Annotated in this window: 26 protein-coding genes; 20 read left to right on the top strand and 6 right to left on the bottom strand. The window is 68.6% G+C overall.

The features are described 5' to 3' along the window. Positions 1–8: 8 nt before the first annotated feature. On the bottom strand, positions 9–896 hold the full coding sequence (locus AB0M15_RS15210; RefSeq protein WP_363818193.1) for a MurR/RpiR family transcriptional regulator: 888 nt from the start codon (positions 894–896) through the stop codon (positions 9–11). 124 nt (positions 897–1,020) lie between these two features. Here AB0M15_RS15210 and AB0M15_RS15215 point away from each other — a divergent pair, with 124 nt between their 5' ends. The 4 genes from AB0M15_RS15215 to AB0M15_RS15230 all read left to right on the top strand — a co-directional run bounded on the left by AB0M15_RS15215 (position 1,021) and on the right by AB0M15_RS15230 (position 5,935). Beyond that, positions 1,021–2,331 (top strand): family 43 glycosylhydrolase, encoded by a 1,311-nt coding sequence (locus tag AB0M15_RS15215; RefSeq protein WP_363818196.1) that lies wholly within the window; start codon positions 1,021–1,023, stop codon positions 2,329–2,331. Positions 2,332–2,443: 112 nt separating this feature from the next. Continuing rightward, entirely contained in the window at positions 2,444–4,573 is a 2,130-nt protein-coding gene (locus tag AB0M15_RS15220; protein WP_363818198.1) for an alkaline phosphatase family protein, read from the top strand. 2 nt (positions 4,574–4,575) lie between these two features. Continuing rightward, positions 4,576–5,337, top strand: a complete 762-nt coding sequence (locus AB0M15_RS15225; protein ID WP_363818201.1) for an MBL fold metallo-hydrolase — start codon at positions 4,576–4,578, stop codon at positions 5,335–5,337. Then, on the top strand, positions 5,327–5,935 hold the full coding sequence (locus tag AB0M15_RS15230) for a VTT domain-containing protein (protein WP_363818203.1): 609 nt from the start codon (positions 5,327–5,329) through the stop codon (positions 5,933–5,935). The genes AB0M15_RS15225 and AB0M15_RS15230 overlap by 11 nt, the downstream gene beginning before the upstream one ends. Positions 5,936–5,968: 33 nt before the next feature. On the opposite strand, the gene AB0M15_RS15235 is transcribed toward AB0M15_RS15230, so the two are convergent. Beyond that, a complete protein-coding gene (locus AB0M15_RS15235) occupies positions 5,969–6,610 on the bottom strand; it encodes a TIGR03085 family metal-binding protein (RefSeq protein ID WP_363818205.1) in 642 nt (213 codons plus the stop codon). 99 nt (positions 6,611–6,709) lie between these two features. Here AB0M15_RS15235 and AB0M15_RS15240 point away from each other — a divergent pair, with 99 nt between their 5' ends. Together AB0M15_RS15240 and AB0M15_RS15245 are read left to right on the top strand one after the other, a co-directional pair. Next, positions 6,710–8,563, top strand: a complete 1,854-nt coding sequence (locus AB0M15_RS15240) for an ABC transporter ATP-binding protein (protein WP_363818207.1) — start codon at positions 6,710–6,712, stop codon at positions 8,561–8,563. Then, positions 8,560–10,356, top strand: a complete 1,797-nt coding sequence (locus AB0M15_RS15245; RefSeq protein WP_363818209.1) for an ABC transporter ATP-binding protein — start codon at positions 8,560–8,562, stop codon at positions 10,354–10,356. Before AB0M15_RS15240 ends, AB0M15_RS15245 begins: the two co-directional genes overlap by 4 nt. Before the next feature lie 54 nt (positions 10,357–10,410). Here the strand turns inward: AB0M15_RS15245 and AB0M15_RS15250 are convergent, their stop codons facing one another. After that, positions 10,411–10,707 carry a Fe-S cluster assembly protein HesB gene (locus AB0M15_RS15250; RefSeq protein WP_363818211.1) on the bottom strand — a complete coding sequence of 99 codons (297 nt, stop codon included), beginning with the start codon at positions 10,705–10,707 and terminating at the stop codon, positions 10,411–10,413. A gap of 137 nt (positions 10,708–10,844) precedes the next feature. Beyond that, positions 10,845–11,888, bottom strand: coding sequence for a hypothetical protein (locus AB0M15_RS15255; protein ID WP_363818214.1), 1,044 nt, complete (start codon positions 11,886–11,888; stop codon positions 10,845–10,847). A gap of 192 nt (positions 11,889–12,080) precedes the next feature. On the opposite strand from AB0M15_RS15255, the gene AB0M15_RS15260 reads away from it, so the two are divergent. Beyond that, positions 12,081–12,947, top strand: coding sequence for a GNAT family N-acetyltransferase (locus AB0M15_RS15260; protein WP_363818215.1), 867 nt, complete (start codon positions 12,081–12,083; stop codon positions 12,945–12,947). Between the two features lie 36 nt (positions 12,948–12,983). On the opposite strand, the gene AB0M15_RS15265 is transcribed toward AB0M15_RS15260, so the two are convergent. Then, positions 12,984–14,096, bottom strand: a complete 1,113-nt coding sequence (locus AB0M15_RS15265; protein ID WP_363818217.1) for a dipeptidase — start codon at positions 14,094–14,096, stop codon at positions 12,984–12,986. Between the two features lie 88 nt (positions 14,097–14,184). Here AB0M15_RS15265 and hisI point away from each other — a divergent pair, with 88 nt between their 5' ends. The 13 genes from hisI to AB0M15_RS15330 all read left to right on the top strand — a co-directional run bounded on the left by hisI (position 14,185) and on the right by AB0M15_RS15330 (position 24,337). Beyond that, a complete protein-coding gene (gene hisI / locus AB0M15_RS15270; protein WP_363818220.1) occupies positions 14,185–14,514 on the top strand; it encodes a phosphoribosyl-AMP cyclohydrolase in 330 nt (109 codons plus the stop codon). After that, positions 14,511–16,001 carry an anthranilate synthase component I gene (locus tag AB0M15_RS15275; RefSeq protein WP_363818223.1) on the top strand — a complete coding sequence of 497 codons (1,491 nt, stop codon included), beginning with the start codon at positions 14,511–14,513 and terminating at the stop codon, positions 15,999–16,001. The genes hisI and AB0M15_RS15275 overlap by 4 nt, the downstream gene beginning before the upstream one ends. Then, entirely contained in the window at positions 16,001–16,531 is a 531-nt protein-coding gene (locus tag AB0M15_RS15280; protein ID WP_363818225.1) for a Trp biosynthesis-associated membrane protein, read from the top strand. Before AB0M15_RS15275 ends, AB0M15_RS15280 begins: the two co-directional genes overlap by 1 nt. A 55-nt stretch (positions 16,532–16,586) precedes the next feature. Further along, entirely contained in the window at positions 16,587–16,847 is a 261-nt protein-coding gene (locus AB0M15_RS15285; RefSeq protein ID WP_164596673.1) for an HGxxPAAW family protein, read from the top strand. A gap of 14 nt (positions 16,848–16,861) precedes the next feature. Then, positions 16,862–17,668, top strand: a complete 807-nt coding sequence (gene trpC, locus AB0M15_RS15290; protein ID WP_343977734.1) for an indole-3-glycerol phosphate synthase TrpC — start codon at positions 16,862–16,864, stop codon at positions 17,666–17,668. Between the two features lie 51 nt (positions 17,669–17,719). Continuing rightward, complete coding sequence (gene trpB, locus AB0M15_RS15295; protein WP_363818230.1) at positions 17,720–18,928, top strand: tryptophan synthase subunit beta; 1,209 nt, start codon at positions 17,720–17,722, stop codon at positions 18,926–18,928. Further along, on the top strand, positions 18,925–19,752 hold the full coding sequence (trpA, locus tag AB0M15_RS15300; RefSeq protein WP_363818233.1) for a tryptophan synthase subunit alpha: 828 nt from the start codon (positions 18,925–18,927) through the stop codon (positions 19,750–19,752). The genes trpB and trpA overlap by 4 nt, the downstream gene beginning before the upstream one ends. A 7-nt stretch (positions 19,753–19,759) precedes the next feature. Then, positions 19,760–20,422 (top strand): SCO family protein, encoded by a 663-nt coding sequence (locus AB0M15_RS15305; RefSeq protein ID WP_363818236.1) that lies wholly within the window; start codon positions 19,760–19,762, stop codon positions 20,420–20,422. Then, complete coding sequence (locus tag AB0M15_RS15310) at positions 20,419–20,883, top strand: MauE/DoxX family redox-associated membrane protein (RefSeq protein WP_363818239.1); 465 nt, start codon at positions 20,419–20,421, stop codon at positions 20,881–20,883. Before AB0M15_RS15305 ends, AB0M15_RS15310 begins: the two co-directional genes overlap by 4 nt. Then, positions 20,880–21,596, top strand: coding sequence for a thioredoxin domain-containing protein (locus AB0M15_RS15315; RefSeq protein WP_363818242.1), 717 nt, complete (start codon positions 20,880–20,882; stop codon positions 21,594–21,596). Before AB0M15_RS15310 ends, AB0M15_RS15315 begins: the two co-directional genes overlap by 4 nt. 84 nt (positions 21,597–21,680) lie before the next feature. Then, a complete protein-coding gene (lgt, locus tag AB0M15_RS15320; protein ID WP_363818245.1) occupies positions 21,681–22,808 on the top strand; it encodes a prolipoprotein diacylglyceryl transferase in 1,128 nt (375 codons plus the stop codon). Beyond that, complete coding sequence (locus AB0M15_RS15325; RefSeq protein ID WP_363818248.1) at positions 22,801–23,517, top strand: VIT1/CCC1 transporter family protein; 717 nt, start codon at positions 22,801–22,803, stop codon at positions 23,515–23,517. The genes lgt and AB0M15_RS15325 overlap by 8 nt, the downstream gene beginning before the upstream one ends. 10 nt (positions 23,518–23,527) lie before the next feature. Further along, a complete protein-coding gene (locus AB0M15_RS15330) occupies positions 23,528–24,337 on the top strand; it encodes a hypothetical protein (RefSeq protein ID WP_363818251.1) in 810 nt (269 codons plus the stop codon). Here AB0M15_RS15330 and AB0M15_RS15335 read toward each other — a convergent pair. Further along, a complete protein-coding gene (locus AB0M15_RS15335; protein WP_363818255.1) occupies positions 24,301–25,035 on the bottom strand; it encodes a phosphotransferase in 735 nt (244 codons plus the stop codon). The genes AB0M15_RS15330 and AB0M15_RS15335 overlap by 37 nt on opposite strands. Positions 25,036–25,251 lie beyond the last annotated feature (216 nt).

The following is a 25,251-nucleotide window of genomic DNA, read 5'->3' on the forward strand; positions in this document are numbered from 1 at the left end:
GGGCTCCTTCAGGTGGGCGGGGGGCGGCGGCGTTTGGGTTTGGGGGTGCGGTGGGGGTCGATGGCGGCGGCGGTGGTTTCCAGGGCGGTGAGGGTGCGGGTGTGGTTGAGCTGGGCGACTCGGGTGTAGAGGACATCGAGGACGAGGAACTGGGCGTGGCGGTCGGCCAGGGCGTCGGCGGGGGCGGCGCCGGTTTGGGCTGTGGTGAGGATCAGGTCGGCCTCGGCGGCGAGGGTCGAGGATCGGTCGTTGGTGATGGCGACCGTCTGGGTGCCGCGGGCTGCTCGGAGTACGTCGATGGTTTCGGTGATCTGGCCTGAGTGAGAGATGCCGATCACCAGGTCGCGCTCGTCGGCCAGGGCGACCGCGGTGAGAGCGCCGTGGACCTCCGGCCAGAGCCAGCAGGCGAAACCGATCCGCTGCAACCGGATCCGCAGCTCGTCCCCGGTGATGGCGCTGGTACCGACGCCGAAGAGATGGATGCCGCGTGCTTCGGTGATCGCCCTGGCGACCTGGTCGATGGCAGCCAGGTCGAGCTGGTCCGCGGTGCTCAGCAACGCCTGGGTGTTGGCGGCGACGATCACCTTGAGCACCTGGTCGAGGTCGTCGGCCGGCTCGATCTCCCGACCGATGTCCGTGCGCCAGCGACTCGCGCCGGAGCGGCCGACCTGCTCGGCGAGCGCGACCTTGAGCGCGGCGAACCCGGACAGCCCGGCGGTGTGGCAGAAGCGGGTGACGGTGCCAGGAGACGTACCGGTGCGATCCGCGAGGTCGGTGATCGTGAGCCGCGCGGCCTCGGCCGGCTCGGCCAGCAGGAAGTCGGCGATCCGGACCAGCGCGCCGCCCATCGCGGGCCTCAGCTCGCGCAACCGGTGCAGGATGTCGATGTCGTCCATGTGGAAGCAATTTCCACGGTGAAGATCCTGGTGTCAATGGATCGAAATAATTTCCAGCTCTCGATTCTCAGGTGAATCGATGTAAAAGTGGTCGCACAGGTACCGCCCCACCTGAGGAGCCCTCATGCGCAGCAGAGTCCTCGCGGCGATCGCCGCCCTAGCCCTGCCCCTGACCGTGCTGATGCCACCCGCCCAGGCCGCCGTTCAACGCGTGACCGCAGCGGCTTTCCCAGCCGACATCATCGGTGAGGACTTCCCCGATCCGGACGTCTTCCAGAAGAACGGCACCTGGTACGCGTACTCGACCAACAACGGCCGCGGCCACGTCCCGGTCGCCTCCGCGCCGAGCGCCAACGGCCCCTGGACGATCCGTGGCGACGCGATGCCCGGCGGCCCGTCGGCGAGCTGGGCACAGGCCGGACGTACCTGGGCGCCGGACGTCTACCCGAACCCGGACGGCAGCTTCACCCTCACCTACACCGCCTGGCACAAGTCATCCGGTCGTCAATGCATCGGCGTCGCCACCTCGAGCTCGGCACTCGGCCCGTTCACCCCGGTCGGCAGCCAGCCGCTGATCTGCCCGCTCGACAAGGGCGGCGCCATCGACGCCAACACCTTCGTGGCCAATGACGGCACTCGGTACCTGACCTGGAAGAACGACGGCAACGCGATCGGCCAGCCGTCCACCCTCTGGCTCACCCGGACTACGAACAACGGCACGGCTCTCACCGGTGGCAACACCGCAATGCTGACCTCGAGCGGCGTGATCGAGGCGCCGGACCTGGTCCAGCGGGGGAGTCAGTTCGTGCTCTTCTACTCCGGCGGCGGCTACAACGACTGCAACTACCTGACCTCGTACGCGACCTCGCCCAGCCTCACCGGCCCGTGGACGACGGCCTTCCGCCCCCTGATGACCACGGCCAGCTTCGACAACCACGTCTGCGGTCCCGGCGGCGCTGACTTCGTCGGCGACAAGGTGTTCCTGCATGGCTGGGTCAACGGCTCAAGACATCTGTACGTCGCGGACCTTGGCTGGGCCAACGACTTCCCGGTGGTCCGGGGCAGTCGGGTCCGTACCGAGGCCGAGCGCGGCACCCTCAACCACTGCTCGGTCCGTACTGGGGCTGCCGGAGCATCGCAGGGTGCGGTCGCGGCGTACATCGACTATGCGGACTCGTGGGTCCAGGTCTCCGTGTTCGCGCCGTCAGCGGGCGGCTACACGCTCTCCGTCGGCTACGCGAACGGCATGGGCGCGACGGCCAGTCACGGGGTGGTTGTCAACGGCAACGGCCAGGGCTCGGTCAGCTACCCGGCCACTGGTTGGGACAACTGGCACCAGGCGTCCGTACCGATCACTCTGAATGCAGGCTGGAACACCGTCCGCCTCACCAAGGGTGACCTCTACGCGGAGGTGGACTACTTCGAGCTCCAGTAACCCTGAGGTGACGGTCGGGGAAAGTCCGGGGTGTGGCGGAGTGGGCGGTTGGTGGGTGGCCTCGTAGGCTCAGAGTGGCAGTAATGGGCGAACGGGGAGTTCGAAGTACCTGATGGCTAAACCACCCGAGCAGGTCTCCAGCGATCGGCGGCAGCGCAGGCCGGTCTGGCTGGACCTGCGCCGTACCACTCGTGGCCTGCAGGCGATGATCCTCGGCGGGCTCGCTTCGCTGGTCTCGCTCCTGATCACCTTCTGGACGCTGCCGCAGATCAGCAGCAGTGACGGCGCGTGGCCGATCCTGCGGCTGGTCGTGATCCTCGCGGTGATCGGGTTGATCGTGCGCTGGATCCTGGCCGGGATCGCGGTCCTGATCGGCTCGGTCGGGGTGCTGGTCGGCGGGCTGCTGAGCCAGTTCGCGGTCGTCTACCTCGGGGTCACGATCGATCCGGGCGTGCACCTGCACGGCGGTCCCGAGGCGGCGCTGGTGGTGTCGATCGTGATGTCCTCGGTCAGCGCCCTTGTCGGCTGGATCGCGTATGCGGGCAGTGACGACGCTTACGTGTCCGAGCTGATGCGCGTCGTCCGGCGCCGGGCGCGCCGGATCGAGGCGGCGCCCAAGACCGGGCTGCTGATCATCCAGATCGACGGGCTGTCGGCGCCGCTGCTCAACTGGATGGTGATGTCGGGCAACCTGCCGCATCTGGGTGGGTGGGTCCGGGAGGGGCGCCATTCGATGGTCGAGTGGCATACCGGCGTACCGGCGACCACGCCGGCCAGCCAGGCGGGCATCCTGCACGGTGGATCCGGCCAGATCCCGGCCTTCCGGTGGTACGAGAAGGAGACCGGCCGGGTGATGGTGACCAACCGCGCCCGGGACGCCGCCGAGATCGAGGCGCGGATGTCCACCGGCCGCGGGCTGCTTGCCGATGGTGGTGCGAGCATCAGCAACAACTGGTCGGGTGACGCTGACAAATGCGAGCTGGTCTTCAGCCGGGCGGCGCTGCCGACCGGTCGCAGCCGTGGGTACGTCCGGTTCTTCTCCAGCCCGCAGGGTGCTGCCCGTGGGCTGGTGCTCTGTCTCGCCGAGATGGTCAAGGAACTCCACCAGGCCCGTCGGCAACGGGTTCGCAACCTGGTACCGCGGGTCAACCGCGGCGGGTCGTACATCTTCCTCCGGGCCATCTCCAACGTCCTGCTGCGTGACCTGAACGTCTCGCTGATCACCGACGAGCTGGTCAAGGGCACCCCGGCGATCTACTGCGACTTCGTCGACTACGACGAGGTCGCCCACCACGCCGGACCGACCCGCCCCGAGTCGCTGCAGACGCTCGAAGGACTCGACCGGGTGCTCGGCGCGCTCCAGCGGATCATCGACATCCTGCCGCACTCGTACGAGATCGTGGTCCTGTCCGACCACGGTCAGAGCCAGGGCTCGACCTTCCTGCAGCGGTACGGACGGACGCTCACGCAGGTCGTCGACGACCTGGTCGACACCACCAAGCAGCCGGTGGCGGCGACCGGCCGGTCCGAGGGCTGGGGGCCGGTCAACGCGTTCCTGACCGAGCTGACCATGCGGACGAGTGTGGGCGGCAAGGTGACCCGCAAGGCGCTGCACGGCAAGGCCGCCCGGGGCGAGGTCGAGCTCGGGCCGGCCGACTGCGAGCCGCCGATCGCGGCCGACGAACAGATGATCGTCACGGCGTCGGGCAACCTGGCCCTGATCTACCTGGCCAGGACCCCGGGGCGGGTGCCGCTGGAGGAGATCGAGCTGCTCCACCCGCGGCTGATCCCGGGCCTGGCGACGCATCCCGGGATCGGGTTCGTGGTCGTGGAGACGCTCGCCGAAGGGCCGGTCGCGATCGGCCGGGCCGGCGTCCACGTACTGCGCTCAGGGCGGGTCGAGGGTATCGATCCGCTGGAGCCGTACGGTCCGATGGCGGTGGCGTCGATGCTCCGGCAGGCCGAGATGCCGCACAACGGGGACATCGTGGTGATCAGCCGGCTCGACGAGTACACCCGGGAGGTGGCGGCGTTCGAGGAGCTGGTCGGCTGTCACGGCGGGATCGGCGGCTGGCAGACCGAGGCCGTCCTGGTGCACCCGCGCCGCTGGGTCGTCGACGAGCCACCCGTAGGCTCCGACGCGGTACACCGCCTCCTGATCAGCTGGCTCGACCAGCTCGGCCAGCGCAAGCCCGAGGAGGCACGGGTGGAGAGTCCGTCGGATGCAAGCGTGGAGGCCTGAGAGTGCGGATCACCTGGTGGGGTCACAGCACCACCACCATCGAGTCGGAAGGCACCAGGCTCCTCACGGACCCGGTGCTGACTTCTCGGATCGCGCACGTCCGGCGTCGCCGCGGCCCCGCGCCGACCGCGGAGGCCGGCCGGTGTGACGCGGTACTGGTGTCGCATCTGCATGCCGACCATCTGCATCTGACGTCGCTGCCGAAGGTCTCGCCGGACGCCGCGCTCGTCGTCCCCCGGGGCGCGGCCAAGCTGATCGACTCGCACAGCGGCTCGTTCTACTCGGACCGCTGCATCGAGGTTGCCCCCGGCAATCAACTGCGGATCGGCAAACTCGACATCACCGTCGTGACCGCCGACCACGACGGCCGGCGGCTGCCCTGGTCCGCCCATCGCGGACCGGCCCTCGGCTTCCGGGTCGAGGGCTCGCCGAGTGTCTGGTTCGCCGGTGATACCGACCTGTACGACGGCATGGCGGCCGAGGTGTCGCCCGTGGATCTCGCGCTCGTACCCGTCGGCGGCTGGGGTCCGTCGCTGGGCCCGGGCCACCTCGATCCCGTCCGGGCCGCCGAGGCGGTGCGACGGGTCGGCGCGCGGATCGCGATCCCGGTGCACTTCGGGACGTTCTGGCCGATCGGGTGCGATCGGCTGCGGCCGGACCTGTTCCTGCCGCCGGGGGAAGAGTTCAAGAAGGAGATGGGCCAGGTGGATCCCGCCGTCGAGGTGGAGCTGCTGGTGCCAGGAGAGTCGACCAATGTTGAGTGATGACTTCGGGTGGGTCTACCTGGCAGCGCTGGCCGGTGCGGTGCTGATCGGTGCGGTGCTGCCGATCCTGCCGACCGGTGCCGCGGTGTCGGCGGGTGCGGTGCTGGCCTCGCACAGCAATCCGATCGGGCTGGTGGGCGTACTGATCGCCGGTGCCGGTGGTGCGTATGTGGGCGACCTGATCGTGTACGCGGCGTGCCGGGCGGGCGGGGAGAAGCTGGCCCAACGGGTCGGGTGGCTGCGGAACAACGCGTCGCTCGATGCGTTGCGGGTGCGGCTGGCCGAGCATGAGATCACCGTGTTGCTGACGTCGCGGCTGATTCCCGGTGGCCGGGTGCCGGTGCTGCTGGCGGCCGGGCTGGCGGGGTATCGGTGGCACCGGTTCGCGGTCGTGGATCTGATCTCGTCGTCGTTGTGGGCGGTCGTCTACATGGCGATCGGGTTGCTCGGGTATGCGTTGTTCCCGAAGCCTTGGCAGGGTGTGGTGGCGGCGATCGCGCTGGTGCTGCTGACCACGGTGGTCAGCAGCCTGATCCAGCGCTGGCGGAAGAAGTCGGCCGCGGCGAAGCAGCCGACGGGCGAGCCGGTCACCGACTGAGCCAGCAACAGCGGCCCCGCCGGCTGGGACCGGCTACATCCCGAAAGACGCTGCTTGGAGGCGCTCGACTGCGCTCGGCTCGCCGTCCAGGCTGACCTGGGCAACCTGCTGGCGGCCGAAGCAGAACAGGACCAGCTCGACCGGCTCACCGGTGATCGTGACCGAGCCGTCGGCGGTGGGCTTCTTGGCGACGGACTCACTGCCGTCCGGCAGGCGTAGTACGAGCCCGGTCGGAGCCTTGCGGGTCATCGACTTGGCAGCGACCTTCACTTGCCGCCACAGCCCGTCCTGCTGCTCCGCGGGCAGCGCCCGGACGGTGAAGTCGGGGACCGCGCGGCGGACGTCCTCGTGGTGCACGAGGTACTCGGTGGTGTTGAGGTTGTGCCCGATCCCCGGGATGCCGTAGATCGAGAGCCGCGGCGGACCGTTGCGGACCTTGTCGACGACCCCGGTGAAGCCGTACTTCGACTTCGCCTGCTCCATCCGGCGAGCGGTGGTGTCGGCCAGCCCGGCGATCATGATGCCCGGCTGCGCGATCGGATCGTTCTCCCGGACGTACAGATGGGCCGCGAGATCGAAAGTCGTCCATCCTTCGCACAGCGTCGGCTGATCGGGCCCGACTTGGTCGAACAGGTCACACAGGACGAGTCGTTCTACCTTGCTGTAGTCGGTCACAACTCGATCGTAACTGTCGGAATCCAATGGCAGAATGTCAATCGTTGTCAGCTTCGTGGCTGGCTACGGTCCTGACAGTGTCGTTCGAAGGATGTCTGCGTGCCACAGCCGAAGGTTCCCAGCAAGGGGAGCGTGACCCGGCGAGGGTTCGCGGTCCTGCGAGTGGCGATCTGGGAAGAGCCGTGGGTGTTCACCTGGTCGGTGGCCGCGAGCATGCTCTACGGCGCGATGACGGTCGCCGACGGCTGGGGGCTCGGCTGGGCGACCGATCACGTGATCCGGCCGGCGCTGGAGCGGGGTGACACCACCTTCGGTGCGGTCGCGTCGCTGATCGCGTTGTTCCTCGGGATCGCGATCCTGCGCGCCATCGGTGTCGTCGGCCGGCGGATCGGGGCCGGCGTCATGCAGTTCCGGCTGCAGGCGACGTACCGGCAGCGCGTCACCCGGCAGTACCTGAAGCTGCCGCTGGAGTGGCACCACAAGCATCCGACCGGTCAGTTGCTGTCCAACGCCAACGCGGACGTCGAGTCGACCTGGTATCCGATCGCCCCGCTGCCGATGGCCGTCGGCGTGATCGCGATGCTCGGCTTCGCGATCGCCGCGATGTTCGCCGCCGACGTCTGGCTCGCGCTGGTCGGCTGCCTGGTCTTCCCGCTGGTCTTCGTCGCGAACGTGATCTTCCAGCGCACCCTACAGCCGCTCGCCACCCGCGCTCAGGAGCTTCGCGCGGATGTGTCCGAGGTCGCGCACGAGTCCTTCGATGGCGCGCTCGTGGTCAAGACGTTGGGGCGTGAGGCGGCAGAGACCGAGCGCTTCCGCGGGCCGACGAATGCGCTGCGGGACGCGAACATCGCGGTCAACAGGGCTCGTGGCGCGTTCGACCCGGTGATCGAGGGGTTGCCGCGCGTCGGCGTACTGGCGGTGTTGCTGGTCGGGGTCGGGCGGGTTCGCTCGGGTGCGGCTGACGCGGGTGACGTGGTGCAGGTGGCGTTCTTGTTCACGCTGATCGGGTTCCCGATCCGGGCGTTGGGCTGGGTGCTCGGTGAGCTGCCGCGGTCGGTGGTCGGCTGGGATCGGGTGCAGCGGGTGCTCAAGGCCGAGGGCGGGATGGAGTACGGGTCGCTGCGACTGACGGCAGCGTCGGCGGCTCGGCTCGAGGTGACTGATGTGCGGTTCGGGTATCTGCCGGATCGCGATGTGCTCGCGGGAGTCGACTTCGTGGTCGAGCCCGGGCGAACGGTGGCTGTGGTCGGGCCGACGGGGTCCGGCAAGTCGACGTTGACGACGATGCTCACCCGGCTGGTCGATCCCGAGGAGGGGGCGGTCGCAGTCGACGGGCTGGATCTGCGGGAGCTGGCTCGCGACGAGCTGGCGGGGTCCGTTGCGTTGGTGGCGCAGACCGCTTGGCTCTTCGACGACACGATTCGCGGGAACATCACGCTCGGCGGGGAGTACTCCGACGAGGATGTGTGGGACGCCTTGCGGATCGCGCAGGGCGACGGGTTCGTGAAGTCCTTGCCGCATGGGCTCGACACGAAGGTGGGGGAGCGCGGTACGACGTTGTCCGGTGGGCAGCGGCAGCGGATCGCGCTGGCCCGGGCGCTGGTACGCCGGCCGCGGTTGCTGATTCTCGACGACGCGACCAGTGCGGTCGATCCGCAGGTCGAGGCACGGATCCTGGCTGGGCTGCGGACCGCAGTACAGGGGGATGAGGCTGCGACGACGGTGCTGGTGATCGCCTATCGCAAGGCGACGATCGCGCTGGCCGATGAGGTGTTGTTCCTGGACGAAGGGCGGATCGCCGACCAGGGGACGCATGTCGAGTTGCAGGAGCGCTCGGCGGCGTACCGGGATCTGGTCGACGCGTACGAGAAGGATGCGGCGCGGCGTGAGGAAGAGGCCGCCCTCGAAGCAGAACTCGATGATCTCGACTCCGAAGGAGCGTCCAGGTGAGCGCCGTATCGTCCAGCCGACTCGATGCCGGCGACAACGCAGGCGGGCTGGAGACACTCCGCCAAGGGTTGCGGGTGTCGCCGGAGCTGGCGCGTGGCTGGTGGATCACCGGGTTGCTTGCGCTGACGATGACCGGCGGGCGGATCGTCGTACCGATCGCTGTGCAGCAGACGATCGACAAGGGGTTGTCGGGTCCTGGCGGGCCGGACATGTCGTTCGTGGCGTGGATGTGTTTGGCATGCTTCGGCGGCGTGCTGGTGACGGCGTTTGCGTCGTACCTGACGACTGTGCGGCTGGCGACGAACTCCGAGCGCGGGCTGGCGACGATGCGGATCAAGGCGTTCCGGCATGTGCATGACCTGCCGGTACTGACGCAGAGCACCGAGCGGCGGGGTGCGCTGGTCAGCCGGGTGACGTCCGATGTGGACACGGTGTCGCAGTTCCTGCAGTTCGGCGGGTTCATCTTCCTGGTCAGCATCGGGCAGATGTTGCTGGCGACCGTGGTGATGTTCGTGTACTCGTGGCAGTTGGCGCTGGTCGTGCTGATCTGCTTCCTGCCGTTGTTCGCCAGCCTGAAGTACCTGCAGCGGTTGATGTCCGCGGCCTATGGCGTGGTGCGGGCGAAGGTGGGGGAGATGTTGTCGGCGATCGCCGAGCCGGTCGTCGGGGCGCAGGTCGTGCGCGCGTACGCGATCGAGAAGCGGACGCAGGAGCGGATCGACGCGTCGATCGAGGACTACCGCAAGACGGCGACCAAGGCGCAGGCGATCACGGGGATCACATTCTCGATCGGCGGGCTGGCGGCGGGGTTGGCGAATGCCGGCGTACTGACTGCGGGTGTGCTGCTCGGGGTGGACGGGCATGCGACGCTGGGCGAGATCTTGGCGTTCATGTTCCTGGTGGCGTTGTTCTCCGATCCGGTGCAGATCGCGACGCAGGTACTGACCGACGCGCAGAGCGCCTTCGCCGGTTGGCGGCGGGTGCTCGGCGTGATCGCGACTCCGGCCGATGTCGTCGACCCGGGCGAGGCCGGCGTGCATCAGTCGCGCGGGCCGGTGACGGTCGAGTTCCGCGACGTGAACTTCGCCTATCCGGACGGAGAGCTGGTACTACGTGACGTTGACGTCCGGCTGGAACCCCATCGCCGGGTAGCGGTCGTCGGCGAGACCGGCTCAGGCAAGACAACCTTCGCCAAACTGCTCACCCGCTTGATGGACCCGACGTCCGGCGCCGTCCTGCTCGACGGTGTGAACGCTCGCGAAATCGCCTTCGCCTCCCTGCGCGAACGAGTCGTGATGGTGCCCCAGGACGGCTACCTCTTCGACTCGTCCCTGGCCGACAACGTCCGCTTCGGGCGGCCAGACGTCACCGACGCCCAGCTCCTGGATGCCTTCGAGTCCCTAGGCCTCACCGACTGGCTCGAATCCCTCCCCGATGGCCTCGACTCTCCGGTGGGCCAACGAGGCGAATCCCTCTCAGCCGGCGAACGCCAACTGGTCGCCCTGGTCCGAGCCAACATCGCCGACCCAGACCTCTTGGTCCTGGACGAAGCCACCTCAGCCGTAGACCCCGGCACCGAAGTCCGAGTCAACGCCGCTCTGGAACGCCTGATGACCGGCCGCACCTCGGTAACCATCGCCCACCGCCTCTCCACCGCCGAAGCAGCCGACGAAGTCCTCGTCTTCGACAACGGCCGCATCGTCGAGCGAGGCCCCCATGCCGAACTGGTCACCGCCGGCGGCATCTACACCCACCTACACGACAGCTGGATAGCCCAACGATCAGCCCTCTAAACAAAACTTGAGCGGTCGGCTTGGCCGACCGCTCAAATCTTGTTGGGTGAAGCTTTAGTGCGCGGCACCGGGTTGCGGGACGAGGAGGAATTCGACGCCGCCCTTGTCGTCTACTGCTGCGTCGAGGATCTTGTCGTCCAGGGCGGCTGCGGCGTTGGGCTCCAGGAAGACGCGGGCGCCGGCCTCCTCGACGACCTGGTCGCCCTTGGCGGGGGACTCGGTGGTGGTGACGGCCAGCGCGGGGTCGGCCGGGTTCTCCTGCGAGATCCGGACCCCGGCACCCTCGGGAGCGCCCTCGACGCCCGTGATGCTCTTGATCACCAGAGTGGCGTTCTCAGTCAGGGTAAGCACTTGCTTCTCCTAGCATCGATTGCGATGAACCCGCCCCGTGCCCCTTCCCCCGATCCCCAAACAGCCCCGGCCGACGACTTTGTGCTCGACCTGAGCAGCTGGCCGCGGTTGATTCGCTCAGGTGGAGCACAAAGTGGTCAGCTCGCGGCGTAGAGGTCGGCGGCCTGGGGGCGCGGCCAGTGGTGGGGGTCGTTGGGGTCTGCGGTTCGCCAGGTGGGGGGCGGTCCGGTACGCCGGCTGCCGCGGGCGAAAGCGGCTTTCAGGCGCCCGGCGAGTTCAGCCGGACGAAGTACCGCGTCCTCCCAACCGAAATGGACCAGCTCGAGATCGCGATCGGCGAGCCGCTGGTCGCGCTCGAAGGCCCGTCGCAGGATCCGCCGGCGTTGCTTGACCGTCGGCGCCTCGAATTTCGCCAACCCGTCCGCTTCGACGATCGTCCGGAATTGCGGCCACCAGAAGTCGACCCGCTCGTCGGCCCACCATTGACCTTCCCAGAACTGTGCTTGCAGAACGGGAGCCGGAAGACCGGCTCGCTCGAACAGCGCCCTGGCGATCGACTCCAGCGCGGACTCCGATCGGGGATCGCCGAACGCGATCGCGTACTGCGCTCGGCGAACGCCGGGCCAGCGCCGTTGACGGCGCAGGACCAGCTCGAGCTCCTCGCGGCGGACCTCAGTGGCGAGTGCGTGGTCGACCGTGACGATTGCTTCGGGCAAAGGCAGTTCGCGGGCGAGGTCGACGGTGGTCCGTGCGATGGAGGTGATCGGCAGGCCTTGGAGAGTTCTCAGGTCGGCGGACGGCAAGGAGGCGCGGCGTAGTACGAGGTCGTCGCGCTTCTTGTTGCGCCGGTCCGCACCCGGCTTGCAGGTGAGCCAGACGGCATCGGACAGCTCCCGCGAGGCGGAATCGTCGCTCCAGACGCGCAGGCCGTTCAGCTCGGCCGCAGTGTGATGGCTGACCACCGACCGCGGGTGTGCGGCCAACGCACAGCGGATCGCGGCCAGGCGTGCGCTGCCGGTCCCGTCGAGGTACCTGCCGTGGGCGCGCTGAAGACCGCCGTTGCGAAGCAGTCGCTGTACGTCGTGATCGCCCAGCCCGAGTTGCCGAAGCTCGCTATGCCGCAACGGCTCACCGAACGCAGCCCTCAACCCCTCTCGCACCCCACCCCGAAGCCTTTCCACCCCCCGATCCTCCCCGCCCCCGACCCCCACCGCCCCACCCCTGTGGACAACCACCCCCGACCCACCCTTCAGACAGACTTTGTGCTCCACCTGAGCAAATCGACGCGGCCGATTCGCTCAGGTGGAGCACAAAGTCGGTCTGAGGGGGTAAGTCGGGTGCGGGTTGGGGGTGGGGTGGTGTGGGATGGCGGTATGACGATTTGGTTGGGGACGCCTGACGTTGCGGGGCTTGCGGGTGCGGCGGTGAAGCTGGCGGAGTGGCAGAGCGACGCTGGGGTGTTTCAGCTGCATCCGGGGGATCTCGGGTGGTTCTGGCGGTTCGGGGGCGAGCGGGCGGCGGCAGCCGTGCGGATCTGGGAGCGCGACGGGGAGCCGGTCGCGATCGGGATGCTCGACGAGCCGGATCTGCTCAGGTTGGCGTTCGCGCCGGAGGCGCTCGGCGACGAGGAGCTGAGCCGGCGGATCGTCGACGACTGTTCTGATCCTGAGCGTGGAGTGCTGATCGAGGGCAAGGTGTACTTCGAGGCGCCGGCCACCGGCGTGATCCAGGAGATCCTCAGCAAGGACGGCTGGACGCTGGACGAGCCTTGGCAGCCGCTCAGGCGCGATCTCGCCGAGCCGGTCGAGGACGGCGGTCTCACCATCGAGACGGTCGGACCGGAGAACGCGGCCGAGCGCACGGCGATCCAGCGCGCATCCTTCGACGGATCGACCTTCAGCGACGACCGCTGGCACGCAATGGCAGCCGGTACTCCGTACGCGACCGCCCGTTGCCTGCTCGGCCGCGACGCACAGGGCACCGCCGTCGCCGGCGTGACCGTCTGGTCAGCCGGCGAAGGCAAGCCCGGCCTGCTCGAGCCGATGGGTGTTCACCGTGACTACCGCGGCCGCGGCTACGGCCAGGCGATCACCCTTGCAGCGGCCGCGGCCCTCCGCGAGCTGGGGTCGTCGAGCGCGCTGGTCGCGACCCCCTGCTTCAACGTCGGAGCCGTCGCCACCTACGAATCGGCAGGCTTCACTCCGTTGGCGCAGACCCGCGACCAGGTCCGTGACTTCTGATCGCTCGCCGCGGACCCGCGGCGAGCTCGGCATCTTCTAGCCGGCGACGTCGTCGGCGGCGCGGAGCACTCGGAGGATGTTGCCGCCGGCAAGCTTTGCCAGCTCTTCGTCGCTCCAGCCGCGGTCGGCCAGGGCGTAGAAGAGCGACGGGTACGACGCGACGTCCGGCAACCCGTCCGGGAACTCCGGGCAGCCGTCGTAGTCGCCACCGAGCCCGATGTGGTCGACGCCGGCCACCTCGCGGACGTGCTCGACGTGCGCCACCACGTCCTCCAGCGTCACCCGGGGCTTCGGTACGTCGTACGCCTCCTTCAGCTTCTTCTGCTGCGCCGGCACCAACGGGTCGAGGTCGAGCGAACCGGCCACCTCGCGGGCGCCGGCCACCCAGTCGACGTAAGCCTGCGACACGAAGTACGGGACGAAGGTCACCATGCAGACGCCGTCGTTGCCGCTGAGCGTCTGCAGGACGTCGTCGGGCACGTTGCGCGGTACGTCGCAGACCGCACGCGCCGACGAGTGGCTGAAGATCACCGGCGCGCTCGTCACCCGCAGCGCGTGCCGCATCGTGTCGGCCGAGACGTGCGAGAGGTCGACCAGCATGCCGATCCGGTTCATCTCCCGGACGACGTCTTCACCAAACCCGTTCAACCCGCCGAGCACCGGCTCGTCGGTCGCCGAGTCGGCCCAGGAGACGTTGTTGTTGTGGGTCAGCGTCATGTACCGCACGCCGAGCGAGCGCATCACCCGCAGCACGCCGAGCGACTCACCGATCGAGTGGCCGCCCTCCATCCCCATCAGCGAGGCGATCCGGCGCTCCTTGAAGGCTGCGTCGACGTTGTCCGCGGTGACCGCTAGCTGCATGGCCTCCGGGAAACGCGCCACCATCCGGTGCACGAAATCGATCTGCTCGAACGTCCGCCGGACCGAGTCCGCGTCCTGCGGCACCCACAAGGACCAGAACTGCGCCGCGACCTGCCCGAGCCGCAGCCGGGGGAGATCGGTGTTCAGCTTCGGCACCGAGATGCTCAGGTCGTACTTGTCGAGGTCGTACTCGGCCAGCTCGTAGAAGGCGATCGGGAGATCGTTGTGGCCGTCGACCAGCGGATGGTCCTGCAACAGTCCCTGTACCCGGGCAACACTGGAGGTCATTGCGCCATCCTGTCAGGATCGGCCGCCGCTCGCACCGGCTGAGCAGGGCGCGGTCAAGGTGTCTCGCCAGGTGCGAGACAATGGACCGGTGGACACCGAGGAACTCACCTTCGACGCGGCGGGCCTGATCCCCGCGGTGGTGCAGCAGTACGACACCCGCGAGGTGCTGATGGTCGGCTGGATGAACGCCGAGGCCATCCGCCGGACCGCCGAGACCGGCCGGAGCACGTTCTGGTCGAGGAGCCGGCAGGAGTACTGGGTCAAGGGCGAGACGAGTGGCCACCGGCAGCACGTGAAGCAGATCCTCGTGGACTGCGACGCCGACACCCTGCTCGTCCTGGTGGACCAGGAAGGCCCGGCCTGCCACACGGGCACCCGCAGCTGCTTCGAGCACGGTGAGATCGGGGTCAAGGCATGAACTCTCCGGACCTGGAGACCTTCCGCGACTACGCCAAGGACCGCCGGGTCATCCCGGTCACGCGCCGGCTGCTGGCCGACGCGGAGACGCCGATCGGGGTCTACGGCAAGCTCGCCGCCGAGCGCGAGGGCACCTTCCTGCTGGAGTCGGCGGAGAACGGCGGCGTCTGGTCGCGGTACTCGTTCATCGGCGTCCGCAGCGCGGCGACCCTGACCGAGCGCAACGGCGAGGCGATCTGGACCGGCAACCCGCCGGTCGGCCTGCCGCAGACCGGTGATCCGCTCAAGGCGCTGCGCGAGACGCTGGAGATCCTACACACCCCACGACTGCCCGACCTGCCCCCGCTCACCGGCGGCATGGTCGGCTTCCTCGGGTACGACGCCGTCCGCCGGCTGGAGAAGTTGCCGGACACAACGATCGACGACCTCGGGCTGCCCGAGCTGACCTTCCTGTTCGCCACCGACCTGGCCGCGCTCGACCACGAGACCGGCGAGATCTGGCTGATCGCGAACGCGGTCAACTGGGACGACTCCGACGAGCGCGTCGACGAGTCGTACGCCGACGCCGTCCGCCGGCTCGACGCGATGGAGCGCGATCTGGCGCAGCCGACCCCGTCGTACGTCGTCAGGGCCGACCGCTTGGCGCTGCCAGACCCGCATCGGCAGCGGTCCAGCGCGGAGTACCGGGAGGCCGTGGAGACCGCCAAGGAGGAGATCCGGGCGGGGGAGGCGTTCCAGATCGTCGTCTCGCAGCGATTCGAGCTGCAGACGGCCGCGAGCGCCCTGGACATCTACCGGGTGCTCAGAAGGTCCAACCCGAGTCCGTACATGTACCTCGTCCGCCTGGACGGCTTCGACATCGTCGGCTCCAGCCCCGAGGCGCTGGTCAAGGTCACCGACAACAAGGTGATCCTGCACCCGATCGCCGGCACCCGCCCCCGCGGCGCGACGCCGGAGGAGGACCGGGCGCTGGAGGAGGAGCTGCGCGCGGACGCCAAGGAGCGCGCCGAGCACCTGATGCTCGTCGATCTGGGCCGCAATGACGTCGGCCGGGTCTGCGCGCCGGGCACGGTGGAGGTGGTCGACTTCATGGACGTCCGCCGCTACAGCCACGTGATGCACCTCGAATCGACCGTCACCGGCCGGCTGCAGGCGGGCAAGACCGCCTTCGACGCGCTCACGGCTGCTTTCCCGGCCGGAACGTTGTCGGGGGCACCCAAACCGCGCGCGATGGAGATCATCGACAAGCTCGAGGTCACCCGCCGCGGCGTCTATGGCGGTGTGGTCGGCTACCTCGACTTCGCCGGTGACGCGGACACGGCGATCGCCATCCGTACTGCGGTCCTCCGCGGCACGACGGCGTACGTCCAGGCCGGCGCGGGCATCGTCGCCGACTCGGACCCGGCCTCGGAGGACGCGGAGTGCCGCACCAAGGCCGCCGCGGTCCTCAACGCGATCGCGGTCGCCGGCACCTTCTCCGAGGTCTGATGCGCCCGCAAAGACTGGTGGACCTGCTGGCCCTGGTGGCGCTCGTGCTGCTGGGCCTCTCGGCCTACCTGACCTGGTCCATCGCCGACCCCGGCACCGGCCGGCTGCCGGTGAAGTTCACCGGCTACGACGTGACCCGCGCGCCCGTGACGCTGGCCCTGGCCTCGGTGGTGGCCGTTGTCGTCACCAAACTGGCCGGTACCGCGCTCCGCCGGGTCATCTCCGGCCTGATCGTCTTCATGGGCGCCGCAGCCGTCGGAGTGGCCCTCCAGGTGCGTCCTGACGTGGCCGAGCTGGGCAGGCTCCGGCCGGAACTCAGCCAGGCCGTCACGGGCACTGTGACCCTGAGCACCGGACCTGCGCCATGGCTGGCGCTGGCCGGGGGAGTGGCGCTGCTCGCGGCGGGCATCGTTGCCGTGCTGACGGCGCACCGATGGCGCCGTCCCACGCTCAGGTACGAGCGTGATCCGGCCGTCACCCCGGCTGATCAGTGGAAGGCGATCGACGCAGGTGAGGACCCGACGGTCTGACTGTCGGAGGCAACCGCCACAATAGGACGGGACGACGACGAGGAGTGGCCCAACGATGGACAATACGACCACGGATCAAGCGGTGACGTACGAGAGCGACGAAGCTCACGCGGGCGGCCTGCACGGCAGCACTCCGGCGGCGTGGACCGCCGTGGTGATCGTGCTGGTGGGCTTCACCCTCGGAGCCATCGCGATGGTGATGGGCCCGAACTGGCTGTTGTTCTGGATCTCGGTCGGGATCGCCGTCGCCGGCGGCCTGGTCGGCAAGGTGATGCAGCTGCTCGGCTTCGGTGCCAAGTCCAGCGACCACTCCTGACGGACGGAACCGATATGACTGTGCTTGACGACATCCTCGCCGGGGTCCGGGAGGACCTCGCGGAGCGCCAGGCGCTGGTCAGCCTGGACGACCTCAAGCTGGAAGCCCAGCGCAAACCGGACGCCAAGGACCCGATGCCGGTCTTCCGCGGCGACGGGATCGCGATCATCGCCGAGGTGAAGCGGTCCAGCCCGTCCAAGGGCGCGCTGGCCGACATCGACGACCCGGCGGCGCTCGCGTCGGAGTACGCCGAGGGCGGCGCGGCCGCGATCAGCGTGCTGACCGAGAAGCGCCGGTTCGGTGGCAGCCTGGACGACCTCCGCGCGGTCCGCGGCCGGGTCGACGTGCCGGTGCTGCGCAAGGACTTCGTGGTCTCCTCGTACCAGCTCTGGGAGGCCCGGGCAGCCGGTGCCGACATGATCCTGCTGATCGTCGCGGCGCTCGAGCAGGAGGCGCTGGTCTCGCTGATCGAGCGGGCCACGTCGATCGGGCTGACCCCGCTGGTCGAGGTGCACGACGAGGAAGAGACCCTGCGTGCGGTGGACGCGGGGGCCCAGGTGATCGGCGTCAACAACCGCAACCTGAAGACGCTGGAGGTGGACCGTTCGACCTTCGCGCGGGTCGCGCCGGTGATCCCGACCAACCTGATCCGGGTGGCGGAGTCCGGTGTGCGTGGTCCGCATGATGTAATCGAGTTCGCGCGCGCCGGGGCCGATGTCGTCCTCGTCGGTGAAACCCTGGTGACCGGCCGCGATCCGCGGGCCTCGGTCGCCGATCTCGTCGCTGCGGGATCGCACCCCGCCATCCAGCAGCGTCACTAGACGTCGGGTTTCCCCTGCAATAGCAGGGGAAACTCTCTCTGGAGGCTTGGAATGACTGCTGTGTTGCCTGATCAGCTCGGGCACTTCGGCCGCTTCGGCGGCAGGTTCATGCCGGAGGCGCTGATCGCGCCGCTCGACGAGCTGACGGTCGCCTGGCAGGAAGCGATGGCCGACCCCGAGTTCACCGGCGAGTTCGACCGGATGCTGCGCGAGTACGCCGGCGTCCCGAGCCTGCTGTACGACGCGACCCGGCTGTCCGAGGTGGCCGGCGCCCGGATCCTGCTCAAGCGCGAGGACCTCAACCACACCGGCGCTCACAAGATCCGCAACGTGCTCGGCCAGGCGCTGCTCACCAAGCGGATGGGCAAGACCCGCGTGATCGCCGAGACCGGCGCCGGCCAGCACGGTGTCGCCACGGCGACTGCCTGCGCCTACCTGGACCTCGAATGCGTCGTCTACATGGGCGAGGTCGACACCGAGCGCCAGGCGCTGAACGTCGCCCGGATGAAGCTGCTCGGCGCCGAGGTGATCCCGGTCAAGACCGGCAGCCGCACGCTCAAGGACGCGATCAACGAGGCCCTGCGCGACTGGGTCTCCAGCGTCGACAACACCCACTACCTGCTCGGTACTGCGGCCGGCGGCCACCCGTTCCCCGCGATGGTCCGTGACTTCGTCCGCGGCATCGGCGACGAGGCCCGGGCGCAGTCGCTCGAGCTACTCGGTCGGCTGCCCGACGCTGCGGTCGCCTGCGTCGGCGGCGGCTCGAACGCGATCGGCCTGTTCGCCGCCTTCGTGCCCGACACCGACGTGAAGCTGTACGGCATCGAGGCCGGTGGCGACGGGTACGAGACCGGTCGGCACGCGGCGACGATCACCGCCGGGCAGGTCGGCGTTTTGCATGGCGCCCGGTCCTACCTGTTGCAGGACGAGGACGGCCAGACGATCGAGTCGCATTCGATCTCGGCCGGGCTGGACTACCCAGGTGTCGGTCCTGAGCATTCGTGGCTGGCGGAGACCGGGCGAGCGTCGTACCGGCCGGTGTCGGACGCGGACGCGATGGAGTCGTTCCGGCTGCTCGCCCGCACCGAGGGCATCATCCCGGCGATCGAGTCGGCGCATGCGATCGCGGGCACGCTCGAGATCGTCAAGGAGCTCGGCCCCGACGCGACCGTGCTGGTCTGCCTGTCGGGACGCGGTGACAAGGACATGGACACGGCCGGCGAATGGTTCGGCCTGATCGACGGGAACGGCAAGGCATGAGCTCCGAAATGGTTGCCTTGGGCAACGCCGGGACCGCGATCCGGAAGGCGAACGACGAGGGCCGGGCCGCGCTGGTCGGCTACCTGCCGGCCGGTTACCCGAGCATCGACGGCGGGGTCGACGCGATCAAGGCGCTCGTCGACGGTGGCGCCGACGTGCTCGAGATCGGCCTGCCGTACACCGACCCGGTGATGGACGGCGTCACCATCCAGCGGGCCGCCGAGGTCGCGCTGGCCGGTGGGCTGAAGATCCGCGACGTCCTGGCCACGGTCGAGAAGCTCGCGGCGTACTCCGACGTCCCGGTGCTCGTGATGACGTACTGGAACCCGATCGAGCGGTACGGCGTGGACCGGTTCGCCGTCGACTTCAAGGCGGCCGGGGGAGCGGGGCTGATCACGCCCGACCTGGTCCCCGACGAGGGCGCCGAGTGGATCGCGGCGGCCGACAAGAACGAGCTGGACAAGGTGTTCCTGGTCTCGCCGTCCTCGACGGACGCGCGGATCGCGATGACGACCGGCAACTGCCGGGGGTTCGTGTACGCGACGGCCGTGATGGGCGTCACCGGGGCTCGCGACCAGACCTCCGACCTGGCGGCGCCGTTGGTCGCCCGGACGAAGGCGGCGACCGGGTTGCCGGTCGGCGTCGGGCTCGGCGTCTCGAACGGGGACCAGGCCGCCGCCATCGCGGAGTACGCGGACGCGGTGATCGTCGGCTCGGCCTTCGTGAAGGCACTCGACGCGGGCGGCCCGGCCGGCGTACGGGCTCTCACGGAAGATCTCGCCGAGGGAGTCCGGCGGGAACCACGCAAGCCCGTTGATCGTTGAACCGCCTGTGAGTCGAACCAGGAACGCGGCTGTTTTCCTCGCCGCGGTGGCTCTGCTTGCCCTTGTGGGCTGCAGTGGCGGACAGAAGCAGACGGCCAACAACCCCGGCGGGGCGATCATCCGTACCCCGGCAGGTGATCCGAGCGGGTTGCGGGGGGCAACGTTGGACCGGCCGTACGCGCTGCCGGCCAAGGTGCTGACCGACACGTCGGGCAACGACTTCAACCTGGTCACCTCGACGAAGAAGCCGGTCACACTGGTCTTCTTCGGGTACACCAACTGTCCGGACGTGTGCCCGACCGTGATGGCCGACGTGGCGTCGGCGCTGACGAAGCTCGACGAGTCGGTGCGGGATCAGGTGCAGTTGCTGTTCATCACCACCGACCCGGCGCGTGACACGGGGCCGGTGATCCGGAAGTACCTGGATCGGTTCGACCCGTCGTTCGTCGGGCTCACCGGGGGACTGGACTCGATCAAGGACATCGCCAAGGCGGTCGGCGTACCGGTCGAGGGGATGCAGAAGCTGCCCTCGGGTGGGTACGAGGTCGGCCACGGCGCGCAGGTGCTCGGCTTCGGCAAGAACGACAAGGCCGGGGTGCTCTGGCTGTCGAACGCAGCGATCGGTGATCTGGCGCACGACTTCGGCAAGTTGGTGGAGGACAACCAGTGAAGCTCTGGGTGTCGCTGGCCGCGCGGCTGCTGCTGGGTGGGGTGATGCTGGTCGCCGGCGCGCTGAAGGTGACCGATCCGGAGGCGGCCACTCAGGCTGTCCGGGCTTATGAACTGCTGCCCGAGGGGTTCGACGGGGTGGTCGGGCTGCTGCTGCCGTTCCTGGAGATCGGGATCGGGCTGCTGCTGATCGTCGGCTACGGTGTCCGGGCCGCCGCGGTGGCGGCCGGTGTCTTCATGGTGCTGTTCATCGCCGCGGTGTCGTCGGCCTGGGCTCGTGGGCTGGCGATCGACTGCGGCTGCTTCGGCGGTGGCGGTCAGGTCGCGCCCGGCGATACGAAGTACCTGCAGGAGATCCTGCGGGACGTGGGGCTGCTGGTGGTGGCGGGCTGGCTGTTCGTGAACCCGCTCAGCAGGTTCGCCCTCGAATCGGAATCCTCGACAGGAGTCGTCGCGTCGTGACCAACAGCAAGAAGAAGAGGCCCGCCAGTCCGCTGGTGGTGGAGCCGCCGAAGCGCCGGGTACCGGTCGGGCTGATCGTTGTCGTCGGCGTGGTGGTGCTGGCGATCGTCGCGGCCGTCGGAGTCGACTACTGGCGCAAGCACTCGTCGGTCGACGTGACGTCCAACGGGCGGCCCGAGCCGGCCGTAATCACCGGCCCGGGGACCAACGGCGAAGGCGTCAAGGTCGGCAAGGACAGCGCGACGACGAACGTCGACCTCTTCCTGGACTTCCGCTGCCCGCACTGCGCGGAGTTCGAGAAGGAGACCGGGCCGGTACTCGACGAGCTGGTCGAGGACGGCACGGTCACGCTCACGTACTGGCCGCTGAAGTTCGTCAACCCCGGCGCCTCGCCCCGGCTGGCCAACGCGTTCGCCGCGGCCGCCGCGAGCGGCAAGGCGCTGAGCTACGCCGACGAGATCTACGCCGACTTCACCAAGGCGTGGACCGAGGACCAGCTGATCGAGCTGGGCAAGAAGCTCGGCATCGACGACGCCAAGTTCGAGGCCGCGATCAAGGACAACAGCTACGCGAGCTGGCTGGAGTCGATCAACAAGGCGTCCAACGACAAGAAGGTGGAAGGCACCCCCACCGTGTTCGTGAACGACAAGATGCTGCAGGGTGACCAACTCACCGTCGACGGCCTCAAGGCGGCCATCAGCGGGATCAGCTGACGCTCCGTCTCCCGATCGTGACCACGGGGTTGGTGGTCGCGATCGGGGCGGGTCGAGTAGGGTCCGACTGCCATGTTTAGTCTCGTGCCCGCCGTGATCATCCCGGCGTTCATCCCCAGTCCCAGCCAGGGCGTCTGGCACCTCGGCCCGCTGCCGCTGCGTGCGTACGCCATCTGCATCCTGATCGGCATCTTCGCCGGCTACTGGCTGGGCCGCCGGCGCTGGATCGCCCGCGGCGGCTCGCCGGAGGTGCTCGCCGACATCATCATGTGGGCGGTGCCGTTCGGCCTGGTCGGGGCGCGGATCTACCATGTGATCACCGATGCCGAGCTGTACTTCGGTGAAGGCAAGCACCCGATCGACGCGCTGAAGATCTGGCACGGCGGGCTCGGCATCTGGGGCGCCGTCGGCTTCGGCTGCCTCGGCGCCTGGATCGCCTGCCGCCGCCACAAGGTGCCGTTCCTCGCGGTCGCTGACGTGATGGCGCCCGGGATCGCGCTGGCCCAGGTGGTCGGCCGGTTCGGAAACTACTTCAACCAGGAACTCTTCGGCCGCCCGACGAACCACTGGTGGGGCCTGCAGATCGACTTCAACCACCGCCCCGACGGCTTCAAGGACTTCGCCACCTTCCACCCGACGTTCCTGTACGAAGCCATCTGGAACCTGGGCGTGATCGCGCTGGTCATCCTGATCGACCGCCGCTTCAAACTGGGCCACGGCCGGGCCTTCGCCCTGTACGTCGCCGGCTACACCGCCGGCCGCGCCTGGATCGAAAACCTCCGCATCGACACGGTCAACGAGTTCGCCGGCCTCCGCCTCAACGTGTGGACCTCGATGATCATGTTCGTCCTAGCGGTCGCCTACTTCATCCTCGCGACCCTCCGCAAGCCAGGCCAGGAAGACATCTCCGCCGCAACAACCACGGCTCAGCCCACTACCCCCACCAACGCGGATATCGCTACACCCAACTCCGCCGCCGACGAACCCGCACCAGCCTCGTCCTCGGCGGTTGAAGCAAACCCAACCACCAGCACCTCCGAAGTGGCCGCTGAAGATTCCACCAACTCCGCCGCCGACGAACCCACACCAGGCTCGTCTCCGGCGGTCGAGACAAACCCGACCACCGAGTCGAATGTGATCGAAGAGACCGGCCCGCACAGCCCGGTCGACGGTGACTTGAAGGTCGACTCAACAGACGGACCTCGTGACTGAGATCTCCGCCGAACACTCCGGCGACCACACCCACCGCGACGTAACCGGTGGGTGGCTGAGACCAGCCGTCTTCGGCGCCGTGGACGGCCTGGTCTCCAACTTCGCCCTGATCGCCGGCATGGACGGCGGCACCGACAGCGGCTCCAAGTTCATCGTCCTCGCAGGCCTGGCCGGTCTGGCAGCCGGCGCGTTCTCGATGGCGGCAGGGGAGTACACGTCGGTTGCCTCCCAACGCGAACTAGCCAGAGCCGAGATCGACGTAGAACGCCGAGAAATCCAGCGCCACCCCGTCGACGAGGAACGCGAACTCTCCGCGACCTATCAGCAAAAGGGCCTCGACGCAGACCTGGCCGACAAGGTCGCCAAGCAGTTCCACGCCAACCCCGACCAGGCACTGGAAGAACACGTCCGCGAAGAACTGGGCATCGACCCCAACGATCTCCCCTCACCGGTCGTCGCCGCAGCTTCGAGCTTCATCTGCTTCGCAGTAGGCGCCCTGATCCCACTCCTCCCATACCTCCTGGGCGCCAACTCAGTAATCCCCGCCTTGATCATGTCCCTCACCGCACTCTTCATCTGCGGTGCAGTCGTCAGCCGCGTCACATCCCGCTCCTGGTGGTACTCCGGCCTCCGCCAACTCCTCCTGGGCGGCGCGGCGGCAGCCCTCACCTACGGCGTCGGCACCTTGGTCGGACCCGGCATCGGCTAGTGTCGCGTGGGTGTTTCCTGCGGCGATCGACGAGCGGCCAGATGTCTTCGTCCACCGATTCGGTGAGGTGTTCGCGCGCTTCGGCGCCAAGACGCAAGACTCCGGCAACGTCTCGTACGGCGTACAGGTCGCCGGCCAGCGGTACTTCGTCAAAACCGCCGGCGACCCGGCCGACCCCGAGCCGTTCGCCAAGTTCGAGCGACGCGAGGCCGGTCTCCGGAACGCGGCGAGACTTGCCGAGGCCGTCGCTCATCCGCTGCTACCGGAGTACCACGGCCTGATCGAGTCGCCCGCCGGCCCAGCGCTCGTCTACGAATGGCGCGACGGCGAACACCTCGGCACCCGCCAGGACGATCCCACCAGTGCGTTCCAGCGCTTCCGCGCCCTCCCCGTCGACCAGCTCACCGCCGCGCTCGACCAGCTCTTCGACCTGCACGACCTGCTCACCACGCAAGGCTGGGTCGAAGGCGACTTCTACGACGGCTCGCTGCTCTACGACTTCGGCACCCGCCAGCTCACCGCGATGGACCTCGACGACTACCAACTCGGTGCCTACCGCAACGACATGGGCCGGATGTTCGGCTCGTCCCGGTTCATGGCCCCCGAGGAGCTATCGCTCGGCGCCCCGATCGACGACCGCACCACCGCCTTCGTGATGGCCCGCACCGCGCTGATCTTCCTCGCCGACGGCACCCTCGACCGCCCGGCCTTCAACGGCTCCGACGCCCTGTACGCCGTACTGCAGGAAGCCGTCACGACGAGGTACCTGAGCTACCCGGCCTTCTACAAAGCCTGGCGAGCAGCCTCCGCGACCACCTGATCCAACCGGCACAGCCGCTCGCTATGATCACCCGGCTCGTCCTGCCTGAGCGACCAAGCCGCCCGGGCGACCACCGTGATCGCCGCAGTCAACACCGCCCCACGCCTCACGGCATCACTCGGCCAGCGCTCCTGACTGCCACTCTGGTACGCCGCCAGCAACTCGTCGATCGCCGCTTCGGTGGACACCACCAGATACCCGAGATCGAACCCCAACGGCCCCACCCCGAACTGCTCCCAGTCGACCGCCACCACGTCGTCGCCCTCGCGCCCGATCAGATTCACCGGATGCGCGTCCCCATGCACCACCTGCTGCGGCAACCGATCGAGCTCATCCAGCAGCTCGTACCGCCGCTCCCACAACCTCGCACAATCCCGCCGAACCCCACCCGGCAACAGCTCCACTTGGGTCAGCCGTCCCCACCCGACCCCATCCTCATCACCCGCCAGCCGATCCCGCAGAATCCGCCGCGCGAACCACTCCGCCCGCTCGAACTCATTCAGCCCGAACCGCCCCACAGCTCCCGCCAACTCCACCGCCTCAAGCCCCACAGCCTCAACCGCCGCACTCCAAACGGTCACCCCGCCCGGATCGCTCTCCACCTTCACACACCGAGGCCCCCGCAACCCGACAGTCCGCTCAACCACCCCACTACCAGCCACCTCAGCCTGCCGCCGCCAGTACGCATAGTGATCCACCCGCCCAACCCCCGGCAGCAGCCGCTTAACCACCATCCCATCCGGCGTCAACCAAACCCCACCGTTAGAAACCCCCGTCCCCACGGTGAGCGCAGTCCAATCACCCTCCGGCTCCCACTCCATCCCACAAGATCTACCACCAAACCACCCAACAAACCCGCCCATTCCACCCCCACCCAGCCCATCCCCAAGCCCCCGCCGCCGCTCGCTGTCTTC

The sequence above is a fragment of the Kribbella sp. NPDC051718 genome (assembly GCF_040681515.1).
Lineage (GTDB): Bacteria > Actinomycetota > Actinomycetes > Propionibacteriales > Kribbellaceae > Kribbella.